Consider the following 22976-nt stretch of genomic DNA (forward strand, 5'->3'; position numbering starts at 1 on the left):
GTCAGTACGCCCCCCACCGGTAGGGAGCGATCAGCGGGTTGCCCGCCGTGTACGGGCTGGGCATCTGGCCGATCGTGCGGCCCCACTGCATTTCGAGTTCGGTGAGGTTGCCTTCCCACCGGGTTCCGGTGAACAGACTGCTGTCGATCCGGCTCAAGGTCAGATCGACCACCAGCGTGATGTTGGCGAAGTCGCCGCGGAACCAGTTGGCCACCGTGCTCTTCACCCACGGATACGTCGACAGGAAGTCCAGGCCCCGGGTGAGGGCGGGTCCGGCGTTCGCGAGTTCCCGCAGCACCGGTGCGATGTTGCGCAGGTTGTCGACGAGCGATTCCTTGGTCTGGGCGACGGTCGAAGTGGCGATCGCACTGAACTTTCCGAGTGCGTCGACGGCATCGGCGATCTTGGTGCGCTGCTCGGACAGCACGGCGAGCGCCTTCGGGATCGTGGTGAGCGCGGTGTCGACGGTGTCGTCCCGGGCCGCCACCTGGCCGGCCAGCGAGTTGAGCCTCTCGGTGGCGGTGATGATGTCATCGGTCTGGGCGTTGAGCCCCGCGATGAAGATGTCCAATTGGCCGAGGAGACTGCGCATGTCGTTCTCCCGGCCCGCCAGCGCCTTCGCGAAGGTCTGGTTGATCTCCTGCAGCTGGGCCAGTCCGCCGCCGTTGAGGAGCACCGACACCGACGCGAGAGTCTGCTCGGTGGTCGGATAGGTGGCGGCGGCCGACAGCGGGATCACCGAGCCGTCGGCGAGTTCGCCGCGCGGCGCCTCGCCCACCGGCGGTGCGAGTTCGATGTGCATGGAGCCCAGCAGGCTGGTCTGTCCGAGTTTGGCGGTGCTGTTGGCCGGTAGGTGGACGCCGCCGTCGATGCGCATCGTCACCAGGGCATGCCAGTCCTGGACTTCGATCTTGGTGACATTGCCGATGTTGACGTCGCCGACGCGCACGCGGGTGTTCTGCTGGATCACCACCACATCGGGCAACTGCGCCTGGATGGTGTAGGAGCCGTCTCCGTTGCCCTCGGTTCCCGGCAGGCTCAGCGAATTCAGCCCGCGCCATTCACATCCCGGGATGACCGCCAGGCATACGACGACGAATGCCGCGACCACCAGCCGCCTCATGGGGTCCCCCCGGGGAGCATCAGGCCGGGCAGCCCCAGTGCGGGATCGGTTTGGATAGGCGCAGGCTGGGATTCCGCAGGTGCCGGTGGCGGTGCCGGTGCCGCCGGCGGCAGGTGCGGATTGAGCCGGTCCTCGCTGTAGGTGATCTCGTTGGGCCGCGCTGATGCCCCGACGAACGGATTGATCCCGAGCGGCGGGAAGTTGTACTGGCGGTTCTTGATGATCGGCGCGAGGTATTGCACGCACAACTTCGCCGATTGCTCCCAGTCCTTCCGGGATGCGGCTTGTACTGCGCTGCAGATGAACTGGACGGTGTTGGCGAAATTGACCGGTGCCAGGATCCCGGTCACCGCGCTCTGCGCCGGCTGGTAGATGTTCATGAAGTTCTGGAACACCGTCGGCGCGATGTGCAGGACCTGCTTGACGTCGGCGCGGCTGTCGTTGAGTGCGGTGGTGATCGCGTTGAGGCGGTCGAACGTGACGCCGAGGCCCTCGCGGTTCTCGGCGACGAACCCGCGCAGGTCGTTGACCGCTACGTCGAGGGCCTGGGTGGCGTTGGCCACCTCGTCGGGGCTGTTGCTCAACACGGTGCTGATGTCGGCCAGGTTGGTGTTGAACGACGCCAGCAGATCGCTGCTCGAGGTCAGCGCGGACACCAGCAGTTGCAGATTGCGGACGGTGCTGAAGATGTCGGTGCTGTGATCGCCCAGCGCCGAAACCGCTTGCGACAGTTTGATCACCGTGTCCCGTGCGGTATCGCCCTGGCCGCGCAGATTGTCTGCCGCGCTGTTGACGAACTCGCCGACCGCGCTGGGCCCGCCGGGGGTGGTGGGCTGCAGGGAGTCGGTGAGCTTCTCCAACTGCTGGCGCAGATCGTCCCATTCGACGGGAACCGCGGTGCGTTCCCGTGGAATCGCCGCGCCGTCGGCCAGTTTCGGGCCGCTCTCATAGGCCGGAACGAGTTGGAGTGCGCGGGCGCTGACCAACGACGGCGACAGTATCGCCGCCTGGACATCGGCAGGCACCGGGTATTGCCTGTCGACCGTGAAGGTGACCTTGGCGGCGTCGGGTTGGGGTTCGATGCTCTCGACGGTTCCCACCGCCACGCCGAGGATGCGCACCTCGTCCCCGGTGTAGAGCCCGTTGGTGTTGTCGAAGTAGGCGGTGAAGGTGTTGTCCCTGACCCGATCCCACCACGGGGTGGCCACCACGGTGATCGCGACGACCAGGATGACGCTCAGCGCCGAGGCGATTGCGGTCCGCAGTACGCGTGTCGACATGGTCACCGCCCGCCTTCGGCCGGTACCGGCGGCCCGAAACTGGGCGGCGGGAGTTCCCCTGGTGCGGGGGCCGATGCGGGTGGTCCCGGCGGCGGTCCACCCGGCGGCGGAGCGGGCAGTGGTTCCCGGTACGGATAACGCGGATCTCCCGGCTTGCCGGTGATCGCGTCGGGCAGGTACAGGTTCGGTTCCCCACCCTGTCCGGTGCGCGGGTACGGCATCGGCAGCGGCGGGGTACCCGGCTGGCCGGTACCCGGGTCGACCAGTTGCGACGGCAGCAGCACATTGGGATCCAGGCCCAGATCGGAGAACGCGGAATCGACGAAGGGCTGGGCGATCTGCCCGGGCAGCAGGTTGACCAGCGACGCCTTGAAGAACGGTCCCGCCCCGAGCACTTCACCGAACGACATCGCATAGCGGCGCAGCAGATACAGCGTGCGCTGCAGTTCGCCCTTGCGGTTGTCCAGGATCTCCAGCACGCCGTTGAGCTTGTCGACGGCGGGTTTGAGTTGCGTGCGGTTGTCGGCGACCAGACCCGAGATCTGGTGTGACACCGCGGTGAGGTTGTTCATCAGCGCGTCGACCGAGTCACGTTGGGACAGCAGTTCGGCCAGGAGTGCGTTGGTGGTCACCACCAGGTTGGCGATCTGGTCGCTGCGCTTGGCGAGCACACCGGTGACCTTGTTGGCGTTGGCCAACAGGTTGCGCAGCTGGGCGTCACGGGCGTTGAGCGTGTCCGAGAACCGGGCCACGCCTTGAAGCGCGAGTTTCAGATCCGGTGGGGTGTCGCGGAACGTGTCCGCCAATGTGGTGAGCGCCGAGGACAACTGCGTGGTGTCCAGTCCGCTGATCGTGGTGGTCAGATCCCCCAGCGCGGAGGGCAGGTCGTAGGGCGAGGTGGTCCGTTCGATCGGGATGGGTCCGGTCAGGGTGCCGTCGCCTCGGGAGGTCAGCTCGAGCACCTTGGTTCCGAGCACGGTCTCGGTCTTGATCGCCGCCTCCGTGCGCTCGCCCAGTTCGACGCCGTCGCGGACGGTGAAGTCCACCAGCACCCGGGCGCCCTGGAGCCGAACCTGCGCGACCCGACCCACGCTCAGGCCCGAAACCCGCACGTCGCTACCGGATTTGATGCCGCCGGCCTCTGAGAAGTAGGCAGAGTAGTCGGAGGTGCCCTTGATGAACGGAATCTTGTCGTAGGAGAAGGCCGCCAGCACCGCGGCAGCGAGCAGGAGGATGGCCACGGCACCGACGGCCGGCCGGCTACGCTCTGCCAGCGGCTTGATCGTGGGCCACTTGATGGTGAACCGCTTGAGTGTCAGTCGCGTCATTTCGGCGTGCACCGTCCCGAATCCTGGCCGGCGAGTTTGACATACACCGGCTGGCCGCCTTTTCCGTTGAGCTTGAGAATCGCGTCGCACAGGTAGAAGCCGAAATAGTCGCCGTAGAGCCCGTTCCTGGCGAGCACCTGGTAGGCGTCGGGCAGGGTCTTGACCAGGTCGTCCACGTAGTCCCGGTCGGCCATGATCTGCCCGGAGAACCGATCCGTCTGGGTCACGGCCTCTTTGATCGGTTCGCGCGCGGTGGTCAGCAGGTCGGCCACCGAGCCGGCGGCCGCGTTGATGTAGGCCGTCCCGGTGGCGATGTCGGATTTGCGTTCGGCCAGCCCGGCCACCAGCTCCGACAGCTTGTCGAGACCTTCGGCGAACTGTTCGTCGCGTTCGGCGAACGTGCCGAGCACGGTGTTGAGGTTGGTGATCACCTGACCGATCAGCTGGTCGCGCCCGGCCAGCGTGGTGGTCAGCGCCGAGGTCTGGGCCAGTACCGACGAGATGGTGCCGCCCTGCCCCTGGAACACCTTCAGCAGTTCCCCGGACAGCGCGTTGACCTGATCCGGGTCCAGCGCACGGAACAACGGCCGGAATCCGCCGATCAGGGCGTCGACGTCCAGTGCGGGCGATGTGCGCTCCAGCGGAATCGACTGTCCCGGCTGAAGTTTGCGAACAGATCCGGGTCCCTCGTCCAGGGACAGGTAGCGGTCGCCGATCAGGTTCTCGTAACGCACCGCGGCGCGGGTTCCCTCGGTCAGCGTCAGGGTCTTGTCGATGGCGAAGTCGACGGTGACTGTCCCGTCCTTGTGCAGCGTGAGGTCTTTGACCTTGCCGACCTCGACGCCGGCGATGCGCACGAAATTGCCGCCCTTGAGCCCGGACACATTGGTGAACACCGCGCTGTAGGAGGCGCGTGAATCGAACCGGAACTGTCCGAACACGGTCACCAGGATGAAGGTGAAGACCAGGCTCAGTGCGGTGAACAGCACCACCCGCGTCGCGACGCGGAAAGTCGCGCGCCTCATGGCTGTCCCTCCTGTGGTGCCGGTGACGGACCTGGCGGAGGGCCCGGTGGCGGTGGGTAGAGCGGCGCTCCGTCGGGCCCGTATTCGGGTGCGCCGTAGGCGGGTGCGCCCGGGTACGGCGGCAACGGACCGGGCGCGGGCGCGCCCGGATAGCGGATGCTCGGCGGTTCCGGCACCGCGCGGGTGACCGGGAAATAGTTGGCCCAGCCGGGAAATCCGATGCCCGGATTGGGCCGGACGTCGAGTCCCGTGCCGAACCCGGTGTCGGTCACCAGGTACTTAACCGGGAAGTTCTTGCTGACGTCCGGCAGCGAGCCGCAACTCGGCCCGCCACCGGGCCCGCCCGTGGCGTTGACCACCGGAAGGTTGTCCGGATACCGGTAGGGATCGTCGCCGGCCAGCAGGGCCGCGTCCATGATCACCGATTTTCCGTTACCGCCCAGTGCATCCCGGCCACCGTGTTCGAGGAACCAGACCGCCCCCTGGAACAGGCAGGTGTAGGTGGGCGAGTACTTCATGAACAGTGCGGTGGTCGGATCGAGCAGGTTCAGCGCACGCACGAGGTTGGGTTGGTTTGCGCCGAGAGTGTCGATGCCCGAGCGGGAGAAGCCGACCGCGGACAGCAGGAGTTCGTCGAGTGCCCCGGCGTGGGTGCTGATGGTGTTCGCCGTCGTCGAGAAGGAGTCCAGGACCGACAGGATGTCTTGCGCGGCAACGGAGTATGCCTGGGTCGTCTTTCCGAACAACTGCCAGTCCTGACGGATGGTGTCCATCCGGGGGTTAACCGCGAGCAGCACCTTGTTGGCGTCGGTGATGGCCTGGCCGATGACTTCCCCTTTGCCCCGCAGGGATTCGCCGACGGCGGCGAGGACCGCGTTGAGTTTCGCCGGGTCGATCGCGGTGACAACGGACTGCAGGTTTTCGAACACGGTGTTGACCTCGACGGTGACGTTGCGCGAGTGCAGCACCGCGCCCGGTCGGAGCGGCTCGGGACTCGCACCGCCGTCCGGGACGATGAGGTCGACATATTTGGCACCGAAGGCGGTGCTGGATTTGATCTCCGCCTCGACGTTGCCGGGGAGGTACGCGAAATCGTCGGGATCGATCTTGAGTCTGAGCCTCGCGCCGGCCTCCCCCGCGGTGGCTTCGGCTGCGATGGACGAGACTTCGCCGATCTGGACACCTCGAAGCTTGACCTTGGCGCCGTCCTCCATGACCAGGCCGGCCCGATCGGAGACCAGGGTGAGCGGGACGGTACGGCGCAGCGTGCCGGTGAACAGCAGTGCGGTCAGGGCGGTCACGGCCACGATCACGATGACCAGGACCGGAGCCCACCAGATCGGGTCGATCTTTTCTCGCCGGGGTGAATTGGTCATCGCGGCTACCCCGACAGGTGGAAGTTTCCGGACTGCCCGTACACGGACAGTGTGATGGTCAACAGGATGAACACCCCGGCGGTGATCGAGGTGCGGACCGCGCGGCCGACAGCTTCACCGACGCCGGCGGGTCCACCGGTGGCGGTGTAGCCGTAATAGGTGTGGATCGCCATCACCGCAGCCGCCATCGCGAGCGCCTCGGTGAACGACCACACCAGGTCGGCCGGGTGCAGGAACGTGGTGAAGTAGTGGTCGTACACACCCCGCGACTGGCCGTAGATGATCGTGGTGCCGAACCTGGTGGCCAGAAACGACATCAACACCGCGACCGTGTAGATGGGCACCACCGCCATCACCCCCGCGACGATGCGGGTGGACGCCAGGTAGGTGATCGCCCGGATGCCCATCACTTCCAGCGCGTCGATCTCCTCGTTGATCCGCATGGCGCCCAGTTGCGCGGTGGCACCGGCGCCGATGGTGGCGGCCAGTGCCACACCCGCGGTCGCGGGAGCGATGAACCGGACATTGAGAAAGGCGCCCAGAAACCCGGTGAGAGCTTCGATTCCGACGTTGGACAGCGTGTTGTAGCCCTGGACGGCGATCAGCGCACCGGTGGTCAGGGTCAGGAACCCGACGATCACGACGGTACCGCCGATCACCGCGAGCGCCCCGGTGCCCATGCCCATCGTGGCGATCAGCCGAAGAACCTCGCCCGGATAGCGCCGCAACGCATCCCCGGTGGACAACAGCGCCTGGCCGTAGAAGGCGGTCTGCTCCCCCACGCGGCGGGTGCCGTCCACGGCCCGGTTCAGGATTTCGGGCCCGCGGTCCTCGGAAGTGGTTGTCACGGAGCCACCTTCACGCCGAAGGCGGTGGCAAGGATGTTGATGAAGAACAGCGCCATGAAGGCGAACACCACGGTCTCGTTGACCGCGTTGCCGACAGCCGTCGGGCCGCCGCCCACCGAAAGCCCCTTGTAGCAGGCGATCAGGCCGGCCGACAGCCCGAACAGCAGCGCCTTGACCAGGGACACCACAACCTGCGGCAGGCCGGTCAGCAGCGTCAGACCGGCGACGAAGGCTCCGGGCGTGACGTGCTGGACGTAGACCACGAACACGTAGCTGCCGGTGAGCCCGACCACCGCGACCACCGAATACAGCATCAGTGCAACGAAAAGTCGCGGCGATCACGCGCGGCACCACGAGCGCCTGGACCGGGTTGACCCCGATCACCTTCATCGCGTCGATCTCCTCGCGGATGGTCCGCGCGCCCAGATCTGCGCACATCGCGGTGGCGGCAGCGCCGGACACCACGATCGCGGTCACCACCGGACCGACCTGGGTCACCGATGCCAGGGCGGCACCGGCACCGGACAGGTCACCGGCGCCCACCTCGAGCAGAACGATGTTGAGGGTGAACACGATCAGCACCGTGTACGGGATGGACAGCACGACGGTGGGCACGATCGACACCCGGGCCACGAACCAGATCTGATCGAGCAGCTCGCGCCAGGCGAACGGCGGGCGCGCCATCGCGGCGAAGGTCTCGCCGGCCAGGACGACGAAATCGCCGACCGCGAAAGCGGGTTTGGCCCAGGCGATCCCCATCAGGACCGACTGCCGAGGAAGACGGGCACGGGGTTACCCCGATCGCCGCGGGGCATCGACGCATGACGGCGACAGCGGCGTCGTTGCCGCGCTGTCCGAGCACTCCCGTGCGGATCCCACATTCATTCCCATCGTCGCCGAGCCTGGGCGGGAGGTTAGGAGTGGGCCGATTAGCTGTCAACGCACGTCAACGGGAAACATGGCCGTCAATTACCGATACTCGCTGGCTGCAACGTTTGCGCGGGTTCGGCTCAGGCCGATCAAATCAGGACGATCCGAGTTGTTGCGGGCGGGCCTGGTCGCGCGGAGGATGCCCGCGCCCTGCCCCGGCCTGGAGCTGCGGTCAGACCCCGACGATCGGCCTGGCGAGCTCCGCTCGCGCACGCCGTTCCACCAGCAACGGCACGAACTCGCGGATGGGGCTGGACTGGAAGCGCTCCTGGGCGCGGCGGACGCAGCCCGTGATGTCCTCATCGGACGTGTCGGGATAGGCCACCCCGAGGCGGATCAGCAGTTCGGCGATCATGATGTCTTCGCTGATCCTGACCATGGCTTCAGAATCCGCTGGACCTTCCCGTTAGTCAAGATCTGGGGAAGTGAGCGGAACAGAGACACAGATGGCACGATCCGTAACGTGAATCACTCCGCCGACACCGCGCAGGCTCAGTCCCTTCTGGGTGAGTTGTGGCGGCACGTGGAGGACGTGTCGACGCGCCTGGAGAAGGCGGAGCGGCGCAAGCGCCGAGCGTCGGCATGCGATCGCCGCGAGGTCGGCAAGTTGCGTGCCGATCTGTACGAGACGCATCACCTGATCGACGCCATTCATCGCAGGTTCCCCGAAACCTGCCCGCACCGCGAAGCCGAGACCGCACCGGGCGGGCCCTGAGGGCCCGATTTCGGCCAATTCCGGGTGCCGTGGAGAAAGACATGAGGTTGCCAGACGCCGTTCCTGTCCCACCGGGCTTGCGACCGCAGTAAATTGCTGCGGTGGGGAAACGACGGTTGGCCGGCGGCAGGGGTCGGTTGCTGGCACTCGCGGTCTCGGTCACCGTTGCCGCGGGCATGGTCTATGTCCAGAACACCGAGTCGAAATGTTGCGCGGAGGTCCCTGCGGCGCCGCCGCCCGTAGAGCAACAGCAGCAGCAGCCGGCGCCGGCGGCTCATCAAGCCGAGTTGGTGGCGGCCAGCGCACCCGTGGTGGCCCGCGACTTCCAGTTCTCCCTACCGAAGGGCCCGGCACCCGAGGGCGGCCTACAGGTCAAGACCATCTGGGTGGCCCGCGCCATCGCGGTGATGTTCCCCGAGATCACCACCATCGGCGGGTATCGGCAGGATGCGCTGAAGTGGCATCCCAACGGTCTGGCGATCGACGTGATGATCCCGAATTATCACTCCAAGGAGGGCATCGAACTCGGTAACCAGATCGCTGGTTTCGCCCTGGCCAACGCCAAGCGCTGGGGTGTGCTGCACGTGATCTGGCGGCAGGGCCTCTATCCGGGCATCGGAGCGCCGCATTGGACCGCCGACTACGGGAACGAGACCCTCAACCACTTCGACCACGTCCACATCGCCACCGACGGCGGCGGCTACCCCACGGGCCACGAAACCTATTTCATCGGCTCCATGACGCGCTAGGCGTACTCGCGGTCAGGCCGCGCTGCTCACGTGCACCGCTGACTCGCCGATCTTGGCCGCGGTGTCGCCGATGATGGTTCGCAGCAGGGCTTGTTGCTCGCGTTGTCCGCGGGAGACCGCACGATCCATGCCGCTCGGCGATGCGATCGCCGCGGCGCTGCGCATCAGATTGACCGGCATCTTCACCAGCGGATACCACGGCGGCATGTAGGCCGGCAGCCCCAGGACACGCATCGCGCTGGGCCCGAGGAACGCACTGGTGATCGACAGGTGCCGTGCCCACGCCAGGCGGCGACGCAGGCCCCCGATACCGCGGTAGTGCCACGACAGCGGGTCCTCGGCCATCGGAACCGACAGCTGCCGCGTCGTCTCATCGGGAACGGCCAGCGCGGTGGACGTGTGGTACAGCACGCGGATGCTCTCGCGGAAGGTCTTGGGCAGCCATTCGTCCTCCACGCCGATCAGCCAACCGACATAGCGGGTCAGGTGCGCGATGGCGTCGAGTTCGCCTGGCGCAGGGAGGATTCCCATCGCGAGCGAGGCCACCGGCGGTGCGACGAGCGCACCGACCAGAGTCGCGGCCATATCGGTCTGGTTGACGGGTAGACCCCACTCGTCGGCACGCCAGTCCGGCATCGCCACCACGTGCCGACGCACGAACGCGTGGATCAACCGCACGTGCAGGGTGGACCGGTACCCGGCCCCAAGGGAGTCGAGGCCGCCGTCGGAGATGACGTCCATCGCCCACTGCATCGTCTCGGCGAAGCGCTTGTTCGATCCCTTCTCCAGGGCACCCGTGCGCAGCAGGGTCTTGTTGAACCCCGAGAACTGGTAACCGCCGAGCAGAGACACATCGCGCGCGATCGACATCCCGTCGGAACCGCCCCGGAGCAGTGCGCGCTGCCCTTTGCGCAGCTTGTCCCGGTCCACCCACGCCGGGACCGTCTCGACGCGGGTGAAGAACTCGCGCAACGGTTCCGGGGCGTCGGGCACGTTGTCGATGCCCTCGGCGAGCGCCTTCTCGAACATGGGACGCATCTGCGCCATCCCCGCCGACGACATCCAGTCGACCAGGCGGTCCATCGGCTCGTCCCCGACCGTCAATCGCTCGCCGAGCCGGCGCCACTGCCGCGCGTCGGGGTTGCGGACGCCCAGCATCATCGCGAACGTCCGAATGGCACCGGGAACGGCAAGTGGCCGTTCGGGATGACGAGCCGGGATGTTCAACGTGACCTCCTGGACAGAGCCGACCGGGATGACTGACTACGTACGTAGTCAGAATTTAGGCGCCGGGTAGGGTGCTGTCAATGAAGCGCGTACAGGTGGTGCGCGGCTACGGCGGCGTCAGTGCGGCCGATCGCCGCACGGAACGACGAGGCAAGCTGCTCGCCGCCGGACGCCAGATCTGGGGCGAATCCGGGATCACCGAGGTGACCGTGCGGGCCGTCTGCACCGCCGCCGGGCTGACCTCGCGCTACTTCTACGAACAGTTCGAGAGCCGAGACGCCTTGCTGTTCGCCATTTCCGACGACGTGCGGGATCAGCTGCTCACCGCGCTGGTGAACGCGGGCGTCGGGGACCCGGGCACGCTGTCCGACAAGCTGCGGTCGGCGCTCACCGCGTTCCTCGACATCATCGCGGCCGACCCCCACATCCACCGCATCGCCACCGGCGACGTGAGCAGCGTCGCCGGACTGGCAGAACACCGCACACACATCCTGGAGATGATCACCGGCCTGATCGTCCAGCTTGCGCCCGACGTCCTGCATTCCGCGACACCGAGCCCTGCCGAGTTGCGCCGCGGCGCACAGTTCATGGTCGGGGGCGTGAACCAGATCATCGAAGCCTGGCTGGCGGATCCCACGGAAACCACCGAGGAACTCGCGGCCGAATGCGCCGACCTCTGCGTCGCGGTGGTGCGAGGGATCACCCGGTCGGGCGACTAGCTCACGCGCCCGGTGTGGCCGTCACATCCGGGCAGTAGTTGTGCAGGGCCGCGGTCACCACGAGCGTGGCCTTCTCGAACGGATATGCCGACCGGGCCTCGGCGATCTGCATCGCCAGATCACCGGGCCGCATCGCCGGATCTTCGTGGGCAGTCAGGCACGCCTGCTGGCCAAGCTGCACGAGAACGTCCCGGTTGTCATCGGAGACCGGCAGGCCCAGTGAGGAAACCTCCGCGAGATAGCCCTGATCGTCGGCGAGAGCCGCCGGGGCCAGGGCGAGCCCGGCCACAGCCGCCATCAGGGAGATCATCAGCGCCTTCATGCTCGTCACAATGTCAGATGCGCGCCAGGATCCCGCGGACGCGCGCCGTCGACGCAGCCCGGATCTCATCGTGCCGGCCTCACATCCAGCTCGGGGGCCTGATCGAATTCGCCACGTCGACAAGCCGGTAGCGATGACGCCGCCGTGGCGAGTGCCGCGCCAGCTCCCGCAGCACCTCCTCGATGCCGACGCGCAAACCACGTTGGTCGAAGGCATGGCCGAGAATCGGCTCGCCGGCCGAGGGCAGCGCGCCGGACCGGAGCCAGTCGAGCGCGACACCGAGAACGAACGCGCGGATCTGCAGAACGCGCGGCTCGGTCTCGGGCAGACCGCCCACGCGCCGTGCGGCATCGCGCAACTCCGCCTCGGTGATCTCGGCGTTGGTCCGCCCCTCGAGCAGCATCACCACCGACGTCAGTTGGGCCTCGCCGTAGTGGCGTGAGGTCACCGGGACGTGATCGAGTACATGGATCGCGGCGGCCCGGTCGCCCTGACCGGCGAGCAGTCGGGCCAAGCCGAACGCCGCGCTGACCACCGCATGGTCGGTGCGCCACAACGTCCGGTAGGACCGTTCTGCCAACTGCCGCAACCGTTCCGCATTCGGCACGTCGTCGGCGGCCAGCAGCAGTTCCGCAGTCGCGGCCACCGCCAGCTTGGGTGCGGGCTCACCCGGAAGCAGGGCCACGACCCGCTCGAAACACGTCAGCGCCGCCCCGAGATCACCGGACGCCAGGCCGGCGATCCCGTCGTCCCAGTCCTCCCGCCATTCGTCCTCGGCGTCCTCGACCGGTACCGGTTCCGGCAGGGCGTCCGCGACGTCGCGGGCGTCCAGCGCAACGATGCGCCGCCGGCCGTCGACGAACACATCGGTGCCCTGCAACGCCAGATCGACGCCGAATGTGGAGCGCGCCACGCTGAACAGCGTCGACGTCCGCGGACTCGGCGAGCCCGTCTGCTCGGCGATGATCTCGTGCAGGACGCCCCGGCACTGGTCCGCCATTTCGTCGACGGACGAGAACCGTTGCGCCGGCCGGGGGTTGGTCGCGCGGGCGAGCAGCCGATAGAAGGATTCGTACCGCTCGAACAAGGGCACCTCGTCGCGGGCGGGCAATGTCTCGGCATAGCGATCGTCGGACAGGTCGACGGTCAGCTTGGCCAGGGTTCGGCCCACCGTGTAGACATCGGTGGCGACCGACGGTCCGGTCCGGACGATCTCGGGTGCCTGAAAACCTCTGGTGCCGTAGATGTACCCGAAATCCCCGACACCCGACACCGCGCCCATGTCGATCAACTCGATGTTGTCCTCGGTGAGCATGATGTTGTCGGGTTTGAGGTCGTTGTAGACCAGGCCGAGTGAATGCAGATACGCCAGCGACGGCATGACGTCGAGCAGGTATCCGAGCGCCTGCTCCACCGGCATCATCTGTTTGGTTGTTTCACCGGACACCGCCCGCTGTTTCCCGAGGATGGCTTCCAGGGTGGTCCCGCCGATGTACTCCATCACGATGTAGCCGACCGGGCGCCCGTCGAACCCCGGGTGTTCGACGAAGTTGTAGATCTTGACGATGCCGGGGTGGTTCACCATCGCCAGGAACTGGCGTTCGGCGACGACGATCGCCTGCGCCTGTTGCGCTTCGGGTTGGAGCAGACCTTTGAGCACCACCCACCGATCGCTGACATTGCGGTCGACGGCCAGATAGATCCAGCCGACTCCCCCGTGGGCGATGCAACCCTGGACCTCGTACTGGCCCGCCACCAGCTCGCCGGTCTCCAGTTGCGGTGAGAAGGAGAACAACGCGCCGCAATGCGGGCACACCCCTTCGCACGGCCCGGGCCCGCCTGCGGTCCCCCGGCCCACCGGCCGGCCGCAGCCACTGCATTCCCGTTTGGACTCGGCGACAACGGGATTGGTGAGTAGCGCGCCGGCCGGCTCGATGTCCTCCCGGATCGGGATCTCGACCAGGCCATCCCCGATCCGACGGCGCCCGGTGCGCAACCGCGGGCGGGTGCCCTCGACCTTGACCGGTGACGACTCGGTCACCAGGACAGCGCGCGTTCCCTCCTGCTCTGCCATGTCAGTCCCGATACCTCGGTAGAGGCGGACTCGGCGGCGGGCCGAGCACCGTGAGCCACTTCCGGTACAGCGACAACCATGTCCCGTCCTGCCGCATCCGGTCCAGGCTCGCGTTGACGGCCCGGACCAGATCCTGGCGCGACTTGTTGATGCCGATGCCGTAGGGCTCATCCTCAAGACTCGGACCGGCCAGGTGCAGGTACGGATCCTGCACGGCCATCCCGGCCAGGATCGAGTCGTCGGTACTGACCGCATCGGCCTGGCCCTGCTGCAGCGCGACCAGGCAATCGTCCCAATTCTGGACGGCCAGCAGGACCGCCGCCGGCGCCACCCGGGCGACCGTGGCCAGCGATGTCGTGTCCACCTGCGAGCACACCCTCTTGCCCGCCAGGTCAGCCGGTCCCCGGATCGGCGAGTCCTTGGGCACGAGCAGCCGTTGGTGCGCATCGAAATACACCGTGGAGAAGGCGATCTCCTCGGCGCGGGTGCAGGTGATCGTCATCGCCTTCACGACGATGTCGACGGTGCCGTCCTGCAGGGCGGTGATGCGCTCGGGCGACGTCAGCAGGCGGAAGTCCACCTTGGCGGGGTCGCCGAGCAGGTCGCGGGCCACCTCGCGCGCGATGTCGACGTCGAAACCGGTCAGTTCACCCGACACGGGATCGCGAAAACTCATCAGATTGGTGTTCTGGTCGATACCGACAATGAGCCGGCCCCGCTGCCGGATCGCCTGCACTGCCGGTCCGGACACCCCCGAAGGCCGCAAACTCGCGGTGGCATCGCAACTCTCGACCGGGACGCCGCGAACCCCGGAGGCCACGACGGCGCCGCTCGGCGTCGGCATCGTGGTGAGCGAGGCCGACACCTGGACGAGCGGATGCGTCGTGGAACATCCCGTCACCACGGTCGCGGCGACGACGATGAGTCCGGCTGCGACCCGCATCAGTGGTACTCGCTCAGTCTCGGCGCGATGCCCGCGGCGACGGCGAGCGCGGCCAGCACACTGATGGCCGCCGCACCGGCAGGCAACGCACTCAGCGCCCCGTACGCGCGGGTGATCCCGTCGCGCTGCCGGTCCCGCAATCGTGCGATGTCGTCCCCCAACGCCTGGTCCAGCCGGGTGAACTGTGCCGTCGAACCCTGTACTTCGTCGTCACGTGCGATCGCCACGGCACCGGGATAGTCACCGCTGCCCAGCTTTCCGCGGATCTCGCTGTGTGCGGCTTTCCAGCCGTGCAGCGCGTCCTGCGCCCCGTTCACCGCATGTCTGTCGAGGATCCGTCCCACCTGTGTGGTCCGTTCTTCGAATCGGATGTCGGAGAGTGTGTCGGAGCCGCGTTTGAGCAGCCCGAGGATTTCGTCCGCACGGGCCTGCTGCACCAGGATCCGGGCGGTCACCGCCGATTCGAGCGGCTCACCTCCGGCCGCGCGGGCACCGTTGACGGCGTGCGTCACAACGAGTCCGGCCACCATCAGCCACACAGCGAGCACAATCATCAACACCGATGCCAACAGCAGACCGGGGTTGATGCGCCGATGGCTGCGCCGGGCGACGAAGACCTGCGCGAACAGCAACAACCCCACTGCCAGTGCGGCTCCCGCGATCAACGCAGGAGGCGCGGCGGCCGACCGTCCCGATGCCATGACGGCTTCGGCCTGCGTCCGGTACAACCGCTCGGCGTCCGGGAGCATCGACTGCTGCAGCAGCGTCGACGATTCGCTCAGGTACGCGACGCCGATCGGGCGGCCGTCGCGGTTGGCCGCACGAGCGGTCCCCATCATGCCGGTGTAGACCGCCAGCTGGTTGGACAGGTCGGTGAGCAATGTCAGCGACTGGATATCGTTGGGCGACACCCCATTCGATGCCGTAACCAGGCCGGCTGAGGCCTCTCCGACCGCAGCGTCGTAGCGATCGCGGACTTCGCGCGGTTCCACACCGCCGGCCAGAAAGGCGGTGGCCGCGGTCGTGTTGGCGGACGACAGGGCACTGTAGATCCGTTGTGCGGCATCGGCCAGCGGTTCGGTGTGTGACCGCAGGGTCTGAAGCTCGCGTTGCCGATCGGCCGCCGTCGCCGATGCCGCCACGCCCACGGTCAGCACCGCCGCGATCACGATGACGGCCAGCACCGCGATCCGACCGGGCGTGGCCCGCAGGAAGTCGACAACCGGGCGGTCTGGTTCCTCGGCGTCGGCCAGCACGGACTCGTCGAGTGTGAGCGCCTGCCGACTCTCCAACTCACCGCTGTGCACTCGACATCACCTCGTCGCGGGCTGGCCCGGAACAGCGATACCGGACTCGATCGAACGCCGACGAATGCACGGTAGCCCCCGCAAACGCGCTACGTGGGCTTTATTACGCGGCCGCCACGCTCTCGGCGGCCAGCACCTCGGCGGCGGCACGCTCACCCGACCGCACCGCACCGTCGATCCAGCCGCACATGATGGCCGAACTCTCCGTGCCGGCCCAGTGGATCCGTCCGCACGGGGCGCGCAGCGCGGGCCCGAACTCGGTGAGCACACCGGGCGGGGCGTGGCTGATCATCCCGCCACCCGAATACCTTTCGACCGTCCAGTTCTGCTCGTGATAGCCCACCGGTGACGCGGCCTTCGGACCGAACCGGTCGATCAACTCACCGATCACGACAGCTTTGCGCTCGGCGGCGTCCAGCAGCCCCAGCCTGCGGGCGGCGGGCCCCTCGGTGATGACGCACATGATGCCGGGAGTGCCGGTGTCGGTGCAGGCGTCGATGGTCAGCGTCGCGGGGCTGCCGGGTGCGGCGGACTGTCCGCACAGCCCGTCGGCCCGCCAGAATGCCGTGTCGTAGATGACCGAGATCTTGAAGACGGCACCGCTGGGCATCCGCTGGTGGAGGAACATCCGGTCCACGGGAAGCATTGGCTCATAGATGATCTGGCTCGCCACAGCCAGCGGGACGGCGACGATCGCCTGCCGGGCTCGCACCGTCAGGCTGTCGGCGTGCACCGTCACGCCGTCGTCGTCGTGCGAGATGAGGTGCACCGGTTGCGAAAGGTGCAGCGCGCCGCCCAGTTCGGCTGCCATCGGTCCGTAGACGGCGCCCATGCCACCGCGCACCCGCGCGTCCTGGGCACCGCCCTTGTTGGAGATGACGAAGCCCGGACCGCCGCCCGACCCCATCTGGTGAAGCGCCCACAACAACGACACCTCGGATCCCGCCGAGGTGTAGATGCCTGCGAGCGCCATCTCGAGCATCTCGCGCGCCTGCTTGGAGCGCATGTGACGGTTGATCCACTCCCCCAGGCTGATCCGGTCCCACTCGACCGCCTTCTTCGCCTCCCATGGGGCATCGAACGGAATGGTCTTACACATCAGCTCCACCTCGAGCAGTCCGGCGCCGAGGTTGGCGATCGCCCACGGGCTCATCGCCCACGGAATCGTGCCGGAGTAGCGGTGCTGTTTGCCGTCGAGGATCATCATGGCGTCGCCGTCGACGTACTCCTTGTACTCCTCGACGCCGAACTCGGCCATCAGGGCCTTGATGCGGTCCTGCCCCGGCCCGATCCAGGCCCCACCGCGGTCGATCCACGTTCCGTCATCCAGCACCTCGGTGAAGGTCCGGCCACCGACCCGGTCACGCGCCTCGAGCAGGGCCACGGAGCGGCCCGCCTGTTTGAGCCGCAAGGCCGCGGCGAGGCCTGCGAAGCCCGCGCCCACCACGCAACAGTCGACATCTGTCATGGCTCGACCTCCCGTTTTCGACGGGGCTTGATTCGCTCAAATTACGCCGTCGTCAGCCGCGGCGTAGGCACTGTTGACCGACTGGTGTGGTAAATGCCATAAATTTTGCCCATCTGGGCACACGTCACTCCGATCGAGCCCCCTTCGGGCCCGCTCGCACACCGTGCCCGCCCACGGAAATCCGGACCGGCGACCGCGTGTGCGATGATTTCTGACCTGCCAATACGCCGGGGTTCGCCCATTGTTCACCTCGCGTTCGCCCGACGCCCGTGCGCGTCAAGCATCGGTTGACGGCTACCCGCCGAACTAGTTGCCATCGACAGCACCAGACAACTTCGCGATTCCGGGGATGGTCCACCCCGCCGGTAGGGTCCGGTCCTCGTGGGTAGACACCAGTTGAAAAAGGATCGGCGCCGCCGATCTGCAGCGATGGCTGCCGTCGTCGTGCCTGCCGCCGCACTCCTCGTCGTCGGCGCAGACACCGTGCCGGCCACCAAGGGCGGTGCCGAGGTTGTCGCACCCCCAGCCGTCCAGCCGGCAGCCGCGCCTGCGGCACCCGCTGCGCGTGCCGACCGCGCCGTGCGCCGGAACATGCGGTTCCCGCTGCCCGCCGGCCGGGCCTCGGAAAAGGGCCTCCAGATCGAGACCATCCTGGCGGCCCGCGCGGTCAGCGCGCGGTTCCCCCAGATTCTGGACATCGGCGGGGTCCGGGCCGATTCCATGAAGTGGCACCCGAACGGGTTGGCGATCGACGTGATGATCCCGAACTACAGCACTCCGGAGGGCAAAGCCCTCGGAGACCGGATCGTCGCCTACGTCCTCGACAATGCCGATCGGTTCGGCGTGAACCACGTGATCTTCCGGCAGCAGATCTACTCCCACGGCAAGGCCCCGCGAATGATGTCGGATCGCGGCGGAGCTACCGCCAACCACTACGACCACGTGCACATTGCCACCAACGGCGGTGGATTCCCCAAAGGGCACGAAACGTACCTGACGTGATACACGGCCAAATAGCGCTTGAATCAACCCGTCCGTTGCTTGTTACTTATCAGCTCTCTGAATCAGCACCGAGTGGGCGAATAGGCTGGCATTTCCAACCTCAGCTACCCACAGGCCGCGGCACTTCGTGCGAGCCGTCTCAGGATCCTCGGGGTGCCAAGCGGATTGTCGATCGCACCGGCAAATGAGAGGCACAGCGTCTCGAAATGGGCTTCCAATTCCATAATGCACCATTGTTGATCGCACTAGACGGGGTGGACAAGCTCGCTAATTGCCTGGGGGTAGTGTCTGCTGCGGGCCACCGCCGACAAGAGTAGCGTGTCGCTGGCCGTGGCCGGCGGTTCTAGCGAGTGGTGCTCCGGTCTCTTGCCGCCTTCATCTTCGTAACCGATGTTCGACTGCGGCCAAACCCGCCCGCCACCACGGATCCACTTTTCGTCCGACTCGTTCGCTCGAGTGATGATTGGATGAATCTGCAGTGCACGAACGTTGGCGAGAACTGCCTGATACAGCTCATCGAATCCGAGAATTAACAGCAGATCCAGTACCACGGTTGCGACATAGCTCGAACGCCGACGGTCCAATTCCGTGCTTTCGAGAGCGCCACCAAGCAAGCGCTCAACAGCGACCTGTTCGTTCTCATCCAAACTGGCTAATCCCAGTCCGTTGCAACGGGAGTCATGCCGGTCAAGCAGCCAGCTACTGACCGATTTGAGATACATCGCTGCAGAGTGACTGTCACTATTCGCAATCACAACGACTGGCGGTATCAACGAAGCTGCAAATTGATCCGCCGGAGGCCGCCAGGAACCAGGATGGTTGGCGCACAGCTGAATGACAGCCCTACTAGCTCGACTCGACAGCTCGCCGTCTGCCTCCAGAGCTAGCAAGCCGAGCAGCTCTAGCAGTCGCATACACGCGGCCGAATATGTCGCGATGGCAACTGGACTCATGAGAGTTCGGAGTAGTTCAAGCGGGTCGCTAAGAAAAGGTTCGACTTGGTTCAATATCTCGGACGAGTAAGAGATGAACAACCGGATCGCGGACTCCGACTCAGTAGAACGGGCTACGTCCTTTCCCTCAAGCGGACGCCAAGCGGCTCGGTGGAGGTGAAGTGACATCAACGCCGCCAGATCGAGCCGTTGAGTTTGCCTGAGTGCGTTGCACAAGATCGAGGCTTCAATGGAGGCTCGAGCGAGCCTAATCCTGTCAGGTTCTCCGACGAGCCATGTCCGAGAGAATCTCTCGAGGCTGGGCTCCGTCACGTCCCTATTCCGAATCTTGCTGACAACTGCAATTAGGTCGTCCTGGACGTCGGCTGCCGTTAGGCCGAGCGACGGATCTGTAGACAACCACAGGAGAACATCCTCCCGATCCCAAATCTCAAACTCCGCAAGGCCTCTTGCCTGACAGCTCCTTTTGAACTCTTGCGCATCGATGGGTGCGCTGCCCTTGAGACGACCTGTAGTCACGAGGACAGCAACGCGCGGCAAGGTCTCATCGAAGGAGGGGTGCGCGCGCGTGTTGTACTCACACTCCTCGATCTGGGGCCGGATCGTGCGCCAGTCAGACTGACTCACATTGCCTGCCTTCGACTGAATAGAGTACTGGAAGACGTCTCCGCTATGCGGGTCCTTTTTCTTGGCGATGACATCCTTACCAAACTCGAAAGCTCCATGGATGTAGTGGATGTCGTAAAAGCCCCTAGTTGCCAATATTGCCAACAGAGGCGCATCAAACTCACGCTCGCTTAGCGAATCAAGGAAGGTCTCTACGACTGCGCGAAGCACTCCACTCCTTCCGCTTCAGATCAAACACTGTCTGCAACTTCGCTTCTTGCTCGGGTGTCGGGCCATCCGCTTGTAACTTCTTATATGTCTCTGGATTGACCACAATCATCGTCGTGGGCTTGCCGTCATCATCGAAATCGATGTCCATCTTCTCAGCAACTTCGATTAGCAGATCGTAGAAATTACGCCCTTCGGCGCTGAGTGTCTGTCCATATTCATCGGCGATTGCGCTTATGTGGTGGAGCATCGCGCTCACCATCTGCCCCCCAACAGATTCTGCCGTTTCGTAGAGCTGACAAAGGTACGAGTCGACGTCGAACTTGAGTACGTCTTCCGCGCTCCACGTCCACTGGTGCTCAATTCGCACGCTACGGAACAGAGGCGTCTCTGAGCTAGGGGTGGATGCCTGTTCATCCTCGGGCTCAGGCAGGTCATGCAAGGTTTCACGGCCAACCTGACCAAGGAGAGGGTCGATCGCCCGCGCTAGTTGTTCGATCGCAGCGGACTGCCACCGCTCCGCTCCCAATTCGTACTCTCGGGGAGCGATCCAGACCTCGCCTAGAGGACCACCGAAGTCCTCGCTCATCAAACGACGTCGGCGGTTGGCAGTGCTTCGTGCACCTCATCTTCTATGAAGCCGCCCGCCATCGAACGGATCCGTTCCCATGTCGGACTAGCGATAACGGTCGGAGCGAAACTGCGTTCGTGGCAGCGGATACGAATGACCTGGACATGATCCCCCACGCGGCGGCCGATGGATCTATGTGCAGCCTCAATTGGGTTCTTCGTCCACACTGAACGCGGATTCGTACCCTTTACGACGATCGTCCCCGTTGCGGGATCGACAGTCACTACATCCTCGTCCGCAACTGGCGTTGACCATGGCTCGTCGCCTCTCACGATCACCGACAGATCACCGGCGTCAGTCCAGCTCACTCGCCAGCAACCATCCGCCGACATCATCCCTTCGCCCTTTAGGAGCGGCAGATCTCGGCCGATGGGCCGTTCAACCGCTGCCTCTACGAAAACCGACCTCTCCTGGCCTTCTTCGCCTTGCAACCAGATGGACAGCAGACTCGGACCGAAAGTGGTGGCAAGGCTTGCACTGACTGATGCCGCTGAAGGACCGAGGCCGGACAGAGTAGTGGGAAGTGTAGTGGGAAGTAACGTAAGCACGGCCGCCCGCGCCGCCGTCGCCAAGCCGGTCGACGCTTCCACGGAAGGCGTTAGAGGGTTGTGAAGTTCGAGTCCCTTGTCTGGACGCGACTCGGATTGTGCAGCCGGATTCCCGCCCGCTTCGCCACCCGCTGGCGAGCCGCCCTCGGCCCGCGCTGCGAGCCGCGCACGTTGCTCGCCGGCTAACTGCTCCTCTGTGGAATCAAGCAGATGCCGTATACGAGCCGACACCTCGATGCCCTCCTTGCGGGCGGAGGTTTCCGCCGCTTTGGCAGCCCTCTTGGCCGCTCGGGCGTACCTGCGCGGCTCCATTCCCTCGATCTGCAGTCGAAGCGGGTTCGTCATCTTGTTCATTCTGAGAGCGATGTTCGTCATTTGGCCATTTCCATAGTAGACGCGCAGGTCAGAACTCGAACTGTTCACCAAGACTTTGTTGGTAGAGGCGTACTGCCGTCCTCAGGCTCTCGTCTTCCAATCGGTCGGCGTCAGCTTCGAGACTGATGGCAATCTCCACGACTACGTCAGCGGGGAAGAGGCTAGGCGCTGTCGCAACTTGCGCATTATCTGCCGAGGTTCCGCCAAGGCGGTCGACCAGCCAGGTAAACCTATCCCAGCATCTGGCGAGTTCCTCGTCTCGTGCTGTTTGTCTACGACTCGCTTCGTTGTCCGTTGCTGTCTGTCGACGAGCATCTCTGTTGTCTGCTGACGTCTGTCGGCGGGTGGCTTCGTTGTCTCTCGATGTCTGTTTCCGAGTGGCTTCGTTGTCTGCCGCTGTCTGCCTGCGAGTGGCTTCATTGTCTCTGGCTGTCTGCCTGCGGGTGGCTTCATTGTCTGTCGCCGTCTGTTCTCGGGTGGCCTTGTTGTCTGTCGCCGTCTGTTCTCGGGTCGCCTTATTGTCCGCCGCCGTCTGTTTGCGAGTGGCTTCATTGCTTTTCGCTAGGTGATAGGTGGAGTACACCGCCCCGAAGAACGCGACAAGACCAATGCAGACCGTCGCAATTGCAGCGGCAAACGTCGCAATTGGTGGTCCAAATGTCTTCCAGAAGTCAGTGCTGCCCGGCACGGTCGAGACGCGCCCTAACGCAAATGCGACATAGAAGATTAGGGCGCCGAATGCGGGAACTGTGACAACTACTGTGATGACGAGGAGCACCTTGTGGATCCTCATCTGGGGCACTTCCTCAATGCTGGCTGACCGCAGAGGGCCTCTCGTCCAGAAATCTGTCAAACCCCCTCAACCGAAGGCCCTGTCCTGCCACGGTGACCGACCTACAACGGCTGCTAATCATAGGACCCGTCAGAAGTGCTGACGCACAGTTCTCGCCGCTCCGAGATGGGTGGGGTTGCGGGTACGAGAAACGGAGCTCAACCAAGCAGGCACCTGCCGTGCGCGACCAACCATCGGGTGGCCGCCACGGATATGCCAGTGTCTAGAGCCGTCAGCCTTCGCTCGTTATTCAAGATGCGGCCATCGACGCGTCCTCCAGGGCAAGCAACGTGGGATAGTTGGCCCCTTGGCCACTCGATTCAGGCTTCGAATCTGTAATGCCCGAGCGACGCCTTTTGTGGCTTTG

The 22976-nt window shown here is 65.4% G+C and carries 21 protein-coding genes and 1 pseudogene; 4 read left to right on the forward strand and 18 right to left on the reverse strand.

Translation table 11 applies throughout. From position 1 onward, the window contains the following. Position 1: 1 nt before the first annotated feature. The 8 genes and pseudogenes from TX88_RS19645 to TX88_RS19680 all read right to left on the reverse strand — a co-directional run bounded on the left by TX88_RS19645 (position 2) and on the right by TX88_RS19680 (position 8289). Entirely contained in the window at positions 2 to 1123 is a 1122-nt protein-coding gene (locus tag TX88_RS19645; protein WP_044518888.1) for an MCE family protein, read from the reverse strand. Further along, the gene (locus tag TX88_RS19650) at positions 1120 to 2409 is read right to left on the reverse strand and encodes a virulence factor Mce family protein (protein WP_044518889.1); all 1290 of its coding nucleotides are present in this window, start codon (positions 2407 to 2409) and stop codon (positions 1120 to 1122) included. The genes TX88_RS19645 and TX88_RS19650 overlap by 4 nt, the downstream gene beginning before the upstream one ends. After that, the gene (locus TX88_RS19655; protein ID WP_210741294.1) at positions 2406 to 3731 is read right to left on the reverse strand and encodes an MCE family protein; all 1326 of its coding nucleotides are present in this window, start codon (positions 3729 to 3731) and stop codon (positions 2406 to 2408) included. Before TX88_RS19655 ends, TX88_RS19650 begins: the two co-directional genes overlap by 4 nt. Beyond that, a complete protein-coding gene (locus TX88_RS19660; RefSeq protein WP_044518891.1) occupies positions 3728 to 4756 on the reverse strand; it encodes an MCE family protein in 1029 nt (342 codons plus the stop codon). The genes TX88_RS19655 and TX88_RS19660 overlap by 4 nt, the downstream gene beginning before the upstream one ends. Continuing rightward, positions 4753 to 6132: an MCE family protein gene (locus tag TX88_RS19665; protein WP_044518892.1), complete on the reverse strand. Its 1380-nt coding sequence runs from the start codon at positions 6130 to 6132 to the stop codon at positions 4753 to 4755. Before TX88_RS19665 ends, TX88_RS19660 begins: the two co-directional genes overlap by 4 nt. Positions 6133 to 6137: 5 nt before the next feature. After that, a complete protein-coding gene (locus TX88_RS19670) occupies positions 6138 to 6980 on the reverse strand; it encodes an ABC transporter permease (protein ID WP_044518893.1) in 843 nt (280 codons plus the stop codon). After that, positions 6977 to 7739 (reverse strand): annotated as a pseudogene (locus TX88_RS19675) (MlaE family ABC transporter permease). The gene TX88_RS19670 and the pseudogene TX88_RS19675 overlap by 4 nt, the downstream one beginning before the upstream one ends. Positions 7740 to 8082: 343 nt before the next feature. Continuing rightward, positions 8083 to 8289: a three-helix bundle dimerization domain-containing protein gene (locus tag TX88_RS19680; protein ID WP_044518895.1), complete on the reverse strand. Its 207-nt coding sequence runs from the start codon at positions 8287 to 8289 to the stop codon at positions 8083 to 8085. 84 nt (positions 8290 to 8373) lie between these two features. Between TX88_RS19680 and TX88_RS19685 the strand changes: the two genes are divergently transcribed. Further along, the gene (locus tag TX88_RS19685) at positions 8374 to 8625 is read left to right on the forward strand and encodes a hypothetical protein (protein WP_044518896.1); all 252 of its coding nucleotides are present in this window, start codon (positions 8374 to 8376) and stop codon (positions 8623 to 8625) included. Between the two features lie 92 nt (positions 8626 to 8717). Next, positions 8718 to 9374: a VldE C-terminal domain-containing protein gene (locus tag TX88_RS19690; protein WP_409365885.1), complete on the forward strand. Its 657-nt coding sequence runs from the start codon at positions 8718 to 8720 to the stop codon at positions 9372 to 9374. Between the two features lie 12 nt (positions 9375 to 9386). Here the strand turns inward: TX88_RS19690 and TX88_RS19695 are convergent, their stop codons facing one another. Continuing rightward, a complete protein-coding gene (locus TX88_RS19695) occupies positions 9387 to 10601 on the reverse strand; it encodes an oxygenase MpaB family protein (RefSeq protein ID WP_044518898.1) in 1215 nt (404 codons plus the stop codon). Between the two features lie 80 nt (positions 10602 to 10681). Here TX88_RS19695 and TX88_RS19700 point away from each other — a divergent pair, with 80 nt between their 5' ends. Then, entirely contained in the window at positions 10682 to 11320 is a 639-nt protein-coding gene (locus TX88_RS19700; protein ID WP_044519599.1) for a TetR/AcrR family transcriptional regulator, read from the forward strand. 1 nt (position 11321) lies between these two features. Here the strand turns inward: TX88_RS19700 and TX88_RS19705 are convergent, their stop codons facing one another. From TX88_RS19705 to TX88_RS19725, 5 genes are all read right to left on the reverse strand, one after another. Beyond that, a complete protein-coding gene (locus TX88_RS19705) occupies positions 11322 to 11642 on the reverse strand; it encodes a DUF732 domain-containing protein (protein ID WP_044518899.1) in 321 nt (106 codons plus the stop codon). 79 nt (positions 11643 to 11721) lie between these two features. Then, positions 11722 to 13716, reverse strand: a complete 1995-nt coding sequence (locus TX88_RS19710) for a serine/threonine-protein kinase (protein WP_044518900.1) — start codon at positions 13714 to 13716, stop codon at positions 11722 to 11724. A gap of 1 nt (position 13717) precedes the next feature. Then, complete coding sequence (locus TX88_RS19715) at positions 13718 to 14659, reverse strand: glutamate ABC transporter substrate-binding protein (RefSeq protein WP_044518901.1); 942 nt, start codon at positions 14657 to 14659, stop codon at positions 13718 to 13720. After that, a complete protein-coding gene (locus tag TX88_RS19720) occupies positions 14659 to 15966 on the reverse strand; it encodes a GlnX family signal transduction membrane protein (RefSeq protein WP_044518902.1) in 1308 nt (435 codons plus the stop codon). Before TX88_RS19720 ends, TX88_RS19715 begins: the two co-directional genes overlap by 1 nt. A gap of 103 nt (positions 15967 to 16069) precedes the next feature. Further along, positions 16070 to 17434: a flavin monoamine oxidase family protein gene (locus TX88_RS19725; RefSeq protein ID WP_044518903.1), complete on the reverse strand. Its 1365-nt coding sequence runs from the start codon at positions 17432 to 17434 to the stop codon at positions 16070 to 16072. 429 nt (positions 17435 to 17863) lie between these two features. Between TX88_RS19725 and TX88_RS19730 the strand changes: the two genes are divergently transcribed. Further along, positions 17864 to 18436, forward strand: a complete 573-nt coding sequence (locus TX88_RS19730) for a VldE C-terminal domain-containing protein (protein WP_044518904.1) — start codon at positions 17864 to 17866, stop codon at positions 18434 to 18436. A 245-nt stretch (positions 18437 to 18681) separates the two neighbouring features. Here TX88_RS19730 and TX88_RS19735 read toward each other — a convergent pair whose 3' ends face one another. The 4 genes from TX88_RS19735 to TX88_RS34330 are packed head-to-tail and all read right to left on the reverse strand — an operon-like array spanning position 18682 to position 22570. Continuing rightward, positions 18682 to 20226 carry a hypothetical protein gene (locus tag TX88_RS19735; RefSeq protein ID WP_044518905.1) on the reverse strand — a complete coding sequence of 515 codons (1545 nt, stop codon included), beginning with the start codon at positions 20224 to 20226 and terminating at the stop codon, positions 18682 to 18684. Then, positions 20195 to 20812: a hypothetical protein gene (locus TX88_RS19740; RefSeq protein ID WP_044518906.1), complete on the reverse strand. Its 618-nt coding sequence runs from the start codon at positions 20810 to 20812 to the stop codon at positions 20195 to 20197. The genes TX88_RS19735 and TX88_RS19740 overlap by 32 nt, the downstream gene beginning before the upstream one ends. Then, complete coding sequence (locus tag TX88_RS34325) at positions 20812 to 21825, reverse strand: hypothetical protein (protein ID WP_162563167.1); 1014 nt, start codon at positions 21823 to 21825, stop codon at positions 20812 to 20814. Before TX88_RS34325 ends, TX88_RS19740 begins: the two co-directional genes overlap by 1 nt. Beyond that, positions 21806 to 22570 (reverse strand): hypothetical protein, encoded by a 765-nt coding sequence (locus TX88_RS34330; RefSeq protein ID WP_162563168.1) that lies wholly within the window; start codon positions 22568 to 22570, stop codon positions 21806 to 21808. The genes TX88_RS34325 and TX88_RS34330 overlap by 20 nt, the downstream gene beginning before the upstream one ends. Positions 22571 to 22976 lie beyond the last annotated feature (406 nt).

This window comes from Mycolicibacterium septicum DSM 44393 (assembly GCF_000455325.1).
Lineage (GTDB): Bacteria > Actinomycetota > Actinomycetes > Mycobacteriales > Mycobacteriaceae > Mycobacterium > Mycobacterium septicum.

Bases quoted from the DNA above. Each gene is read 5' to 3' on its own strand.
- TX88_RS19645 (WP_044518888.1), bottom strand. From the start codon at position 1,123: ATGAGGCGGCTGGTGGTCGCGGCATTCGTCGTCGTATGCCTGGCGGTC.
- TX88_RS19655 (WP_210741294.1), bottom strand. From the start codon at position 3,731: ATGACGCGACTGACACTCAAGCGGTTCACCATCAAGTGGCCCACGATC.
- TX88_RS19660 (WP_044518891.1), bottom strand. From the start codon at position 4,756: ATGAGGCGCGCGACTTTCCGCGTCGCGACGCGGGTGGTGCTGTTCACC.
- TX88_RS19665 (WP_044518892.1), bottom strand. From the start codon at position 6,132: ATGACCAATTCACCCCGGCGAGAAAAGATCGACCCGATCTGGTGGGCT.
- TX88_RS19680 (WP_044518895.1), bottom strand. From the start codon at position 8,289: ATGGTCAGGATCAGCGAAGACATCATGATCGCCGAACTGCTGATCCGC.
- TX88_RS19700 (WP_044519599.1), top strand. From the start codon at position 10,682: ATGAAGCGCGTACAGGTGGTGCGCGGCTACGGCGGCGTCAGTGCGGCC.
- TX88_RS19705 (WP_044518899.1), bottom strand. From the start codon at position 11,642: ATGAAGGCGCTGATGATCTCCCTGATGGCGGCTGTGGCCGGGCTCGCC.
- TX88_RS19710 (WP_044518900.1), bottom strand. From the start codon at position 13,716: ATGGCAGAGCAGGAGGGAACGCGCGCTGTCCTGGTGACCGAGTCGTCA.
- TX88_RS19715 (WP_044518901.1), bottom strand. From the start codon at position 14,659: ATGCGGGTCGCAGCCGGACTCATCGTCGTCGCCGCGACCGTGGTGACG.
- TX88_RS19725 (WP_044518903.1), bottom strand. From the start codon at position 17,434: ATGACAGATGTCGACTGTTGCGTGGTGGGCGCGGGCTTCGCAGGCCTC.
- TX88_RS19730 (WP_044518904.1), top strand. From the start codon at position 17,864: ATGGCTGCCGTCGTCGTGCCTGCCGCCGCACTCCTCGTCGTCGGCGCA.
- TX88_RS19740 (WP_044518906.1), bottom strand. From the start codon at position 20,812: ATGAGCGAGGACTTCGGTGGTCCTCTAGGCGAGGTCTGGATCGCTCCC.
- TX88_RS34330 (WP_162563168.1), bottom strand. From the start codon at position 22,570: ATGAGGATCCACAAGGTGCTCCTCGTCATCACAGTAGTTGTCACAGTT.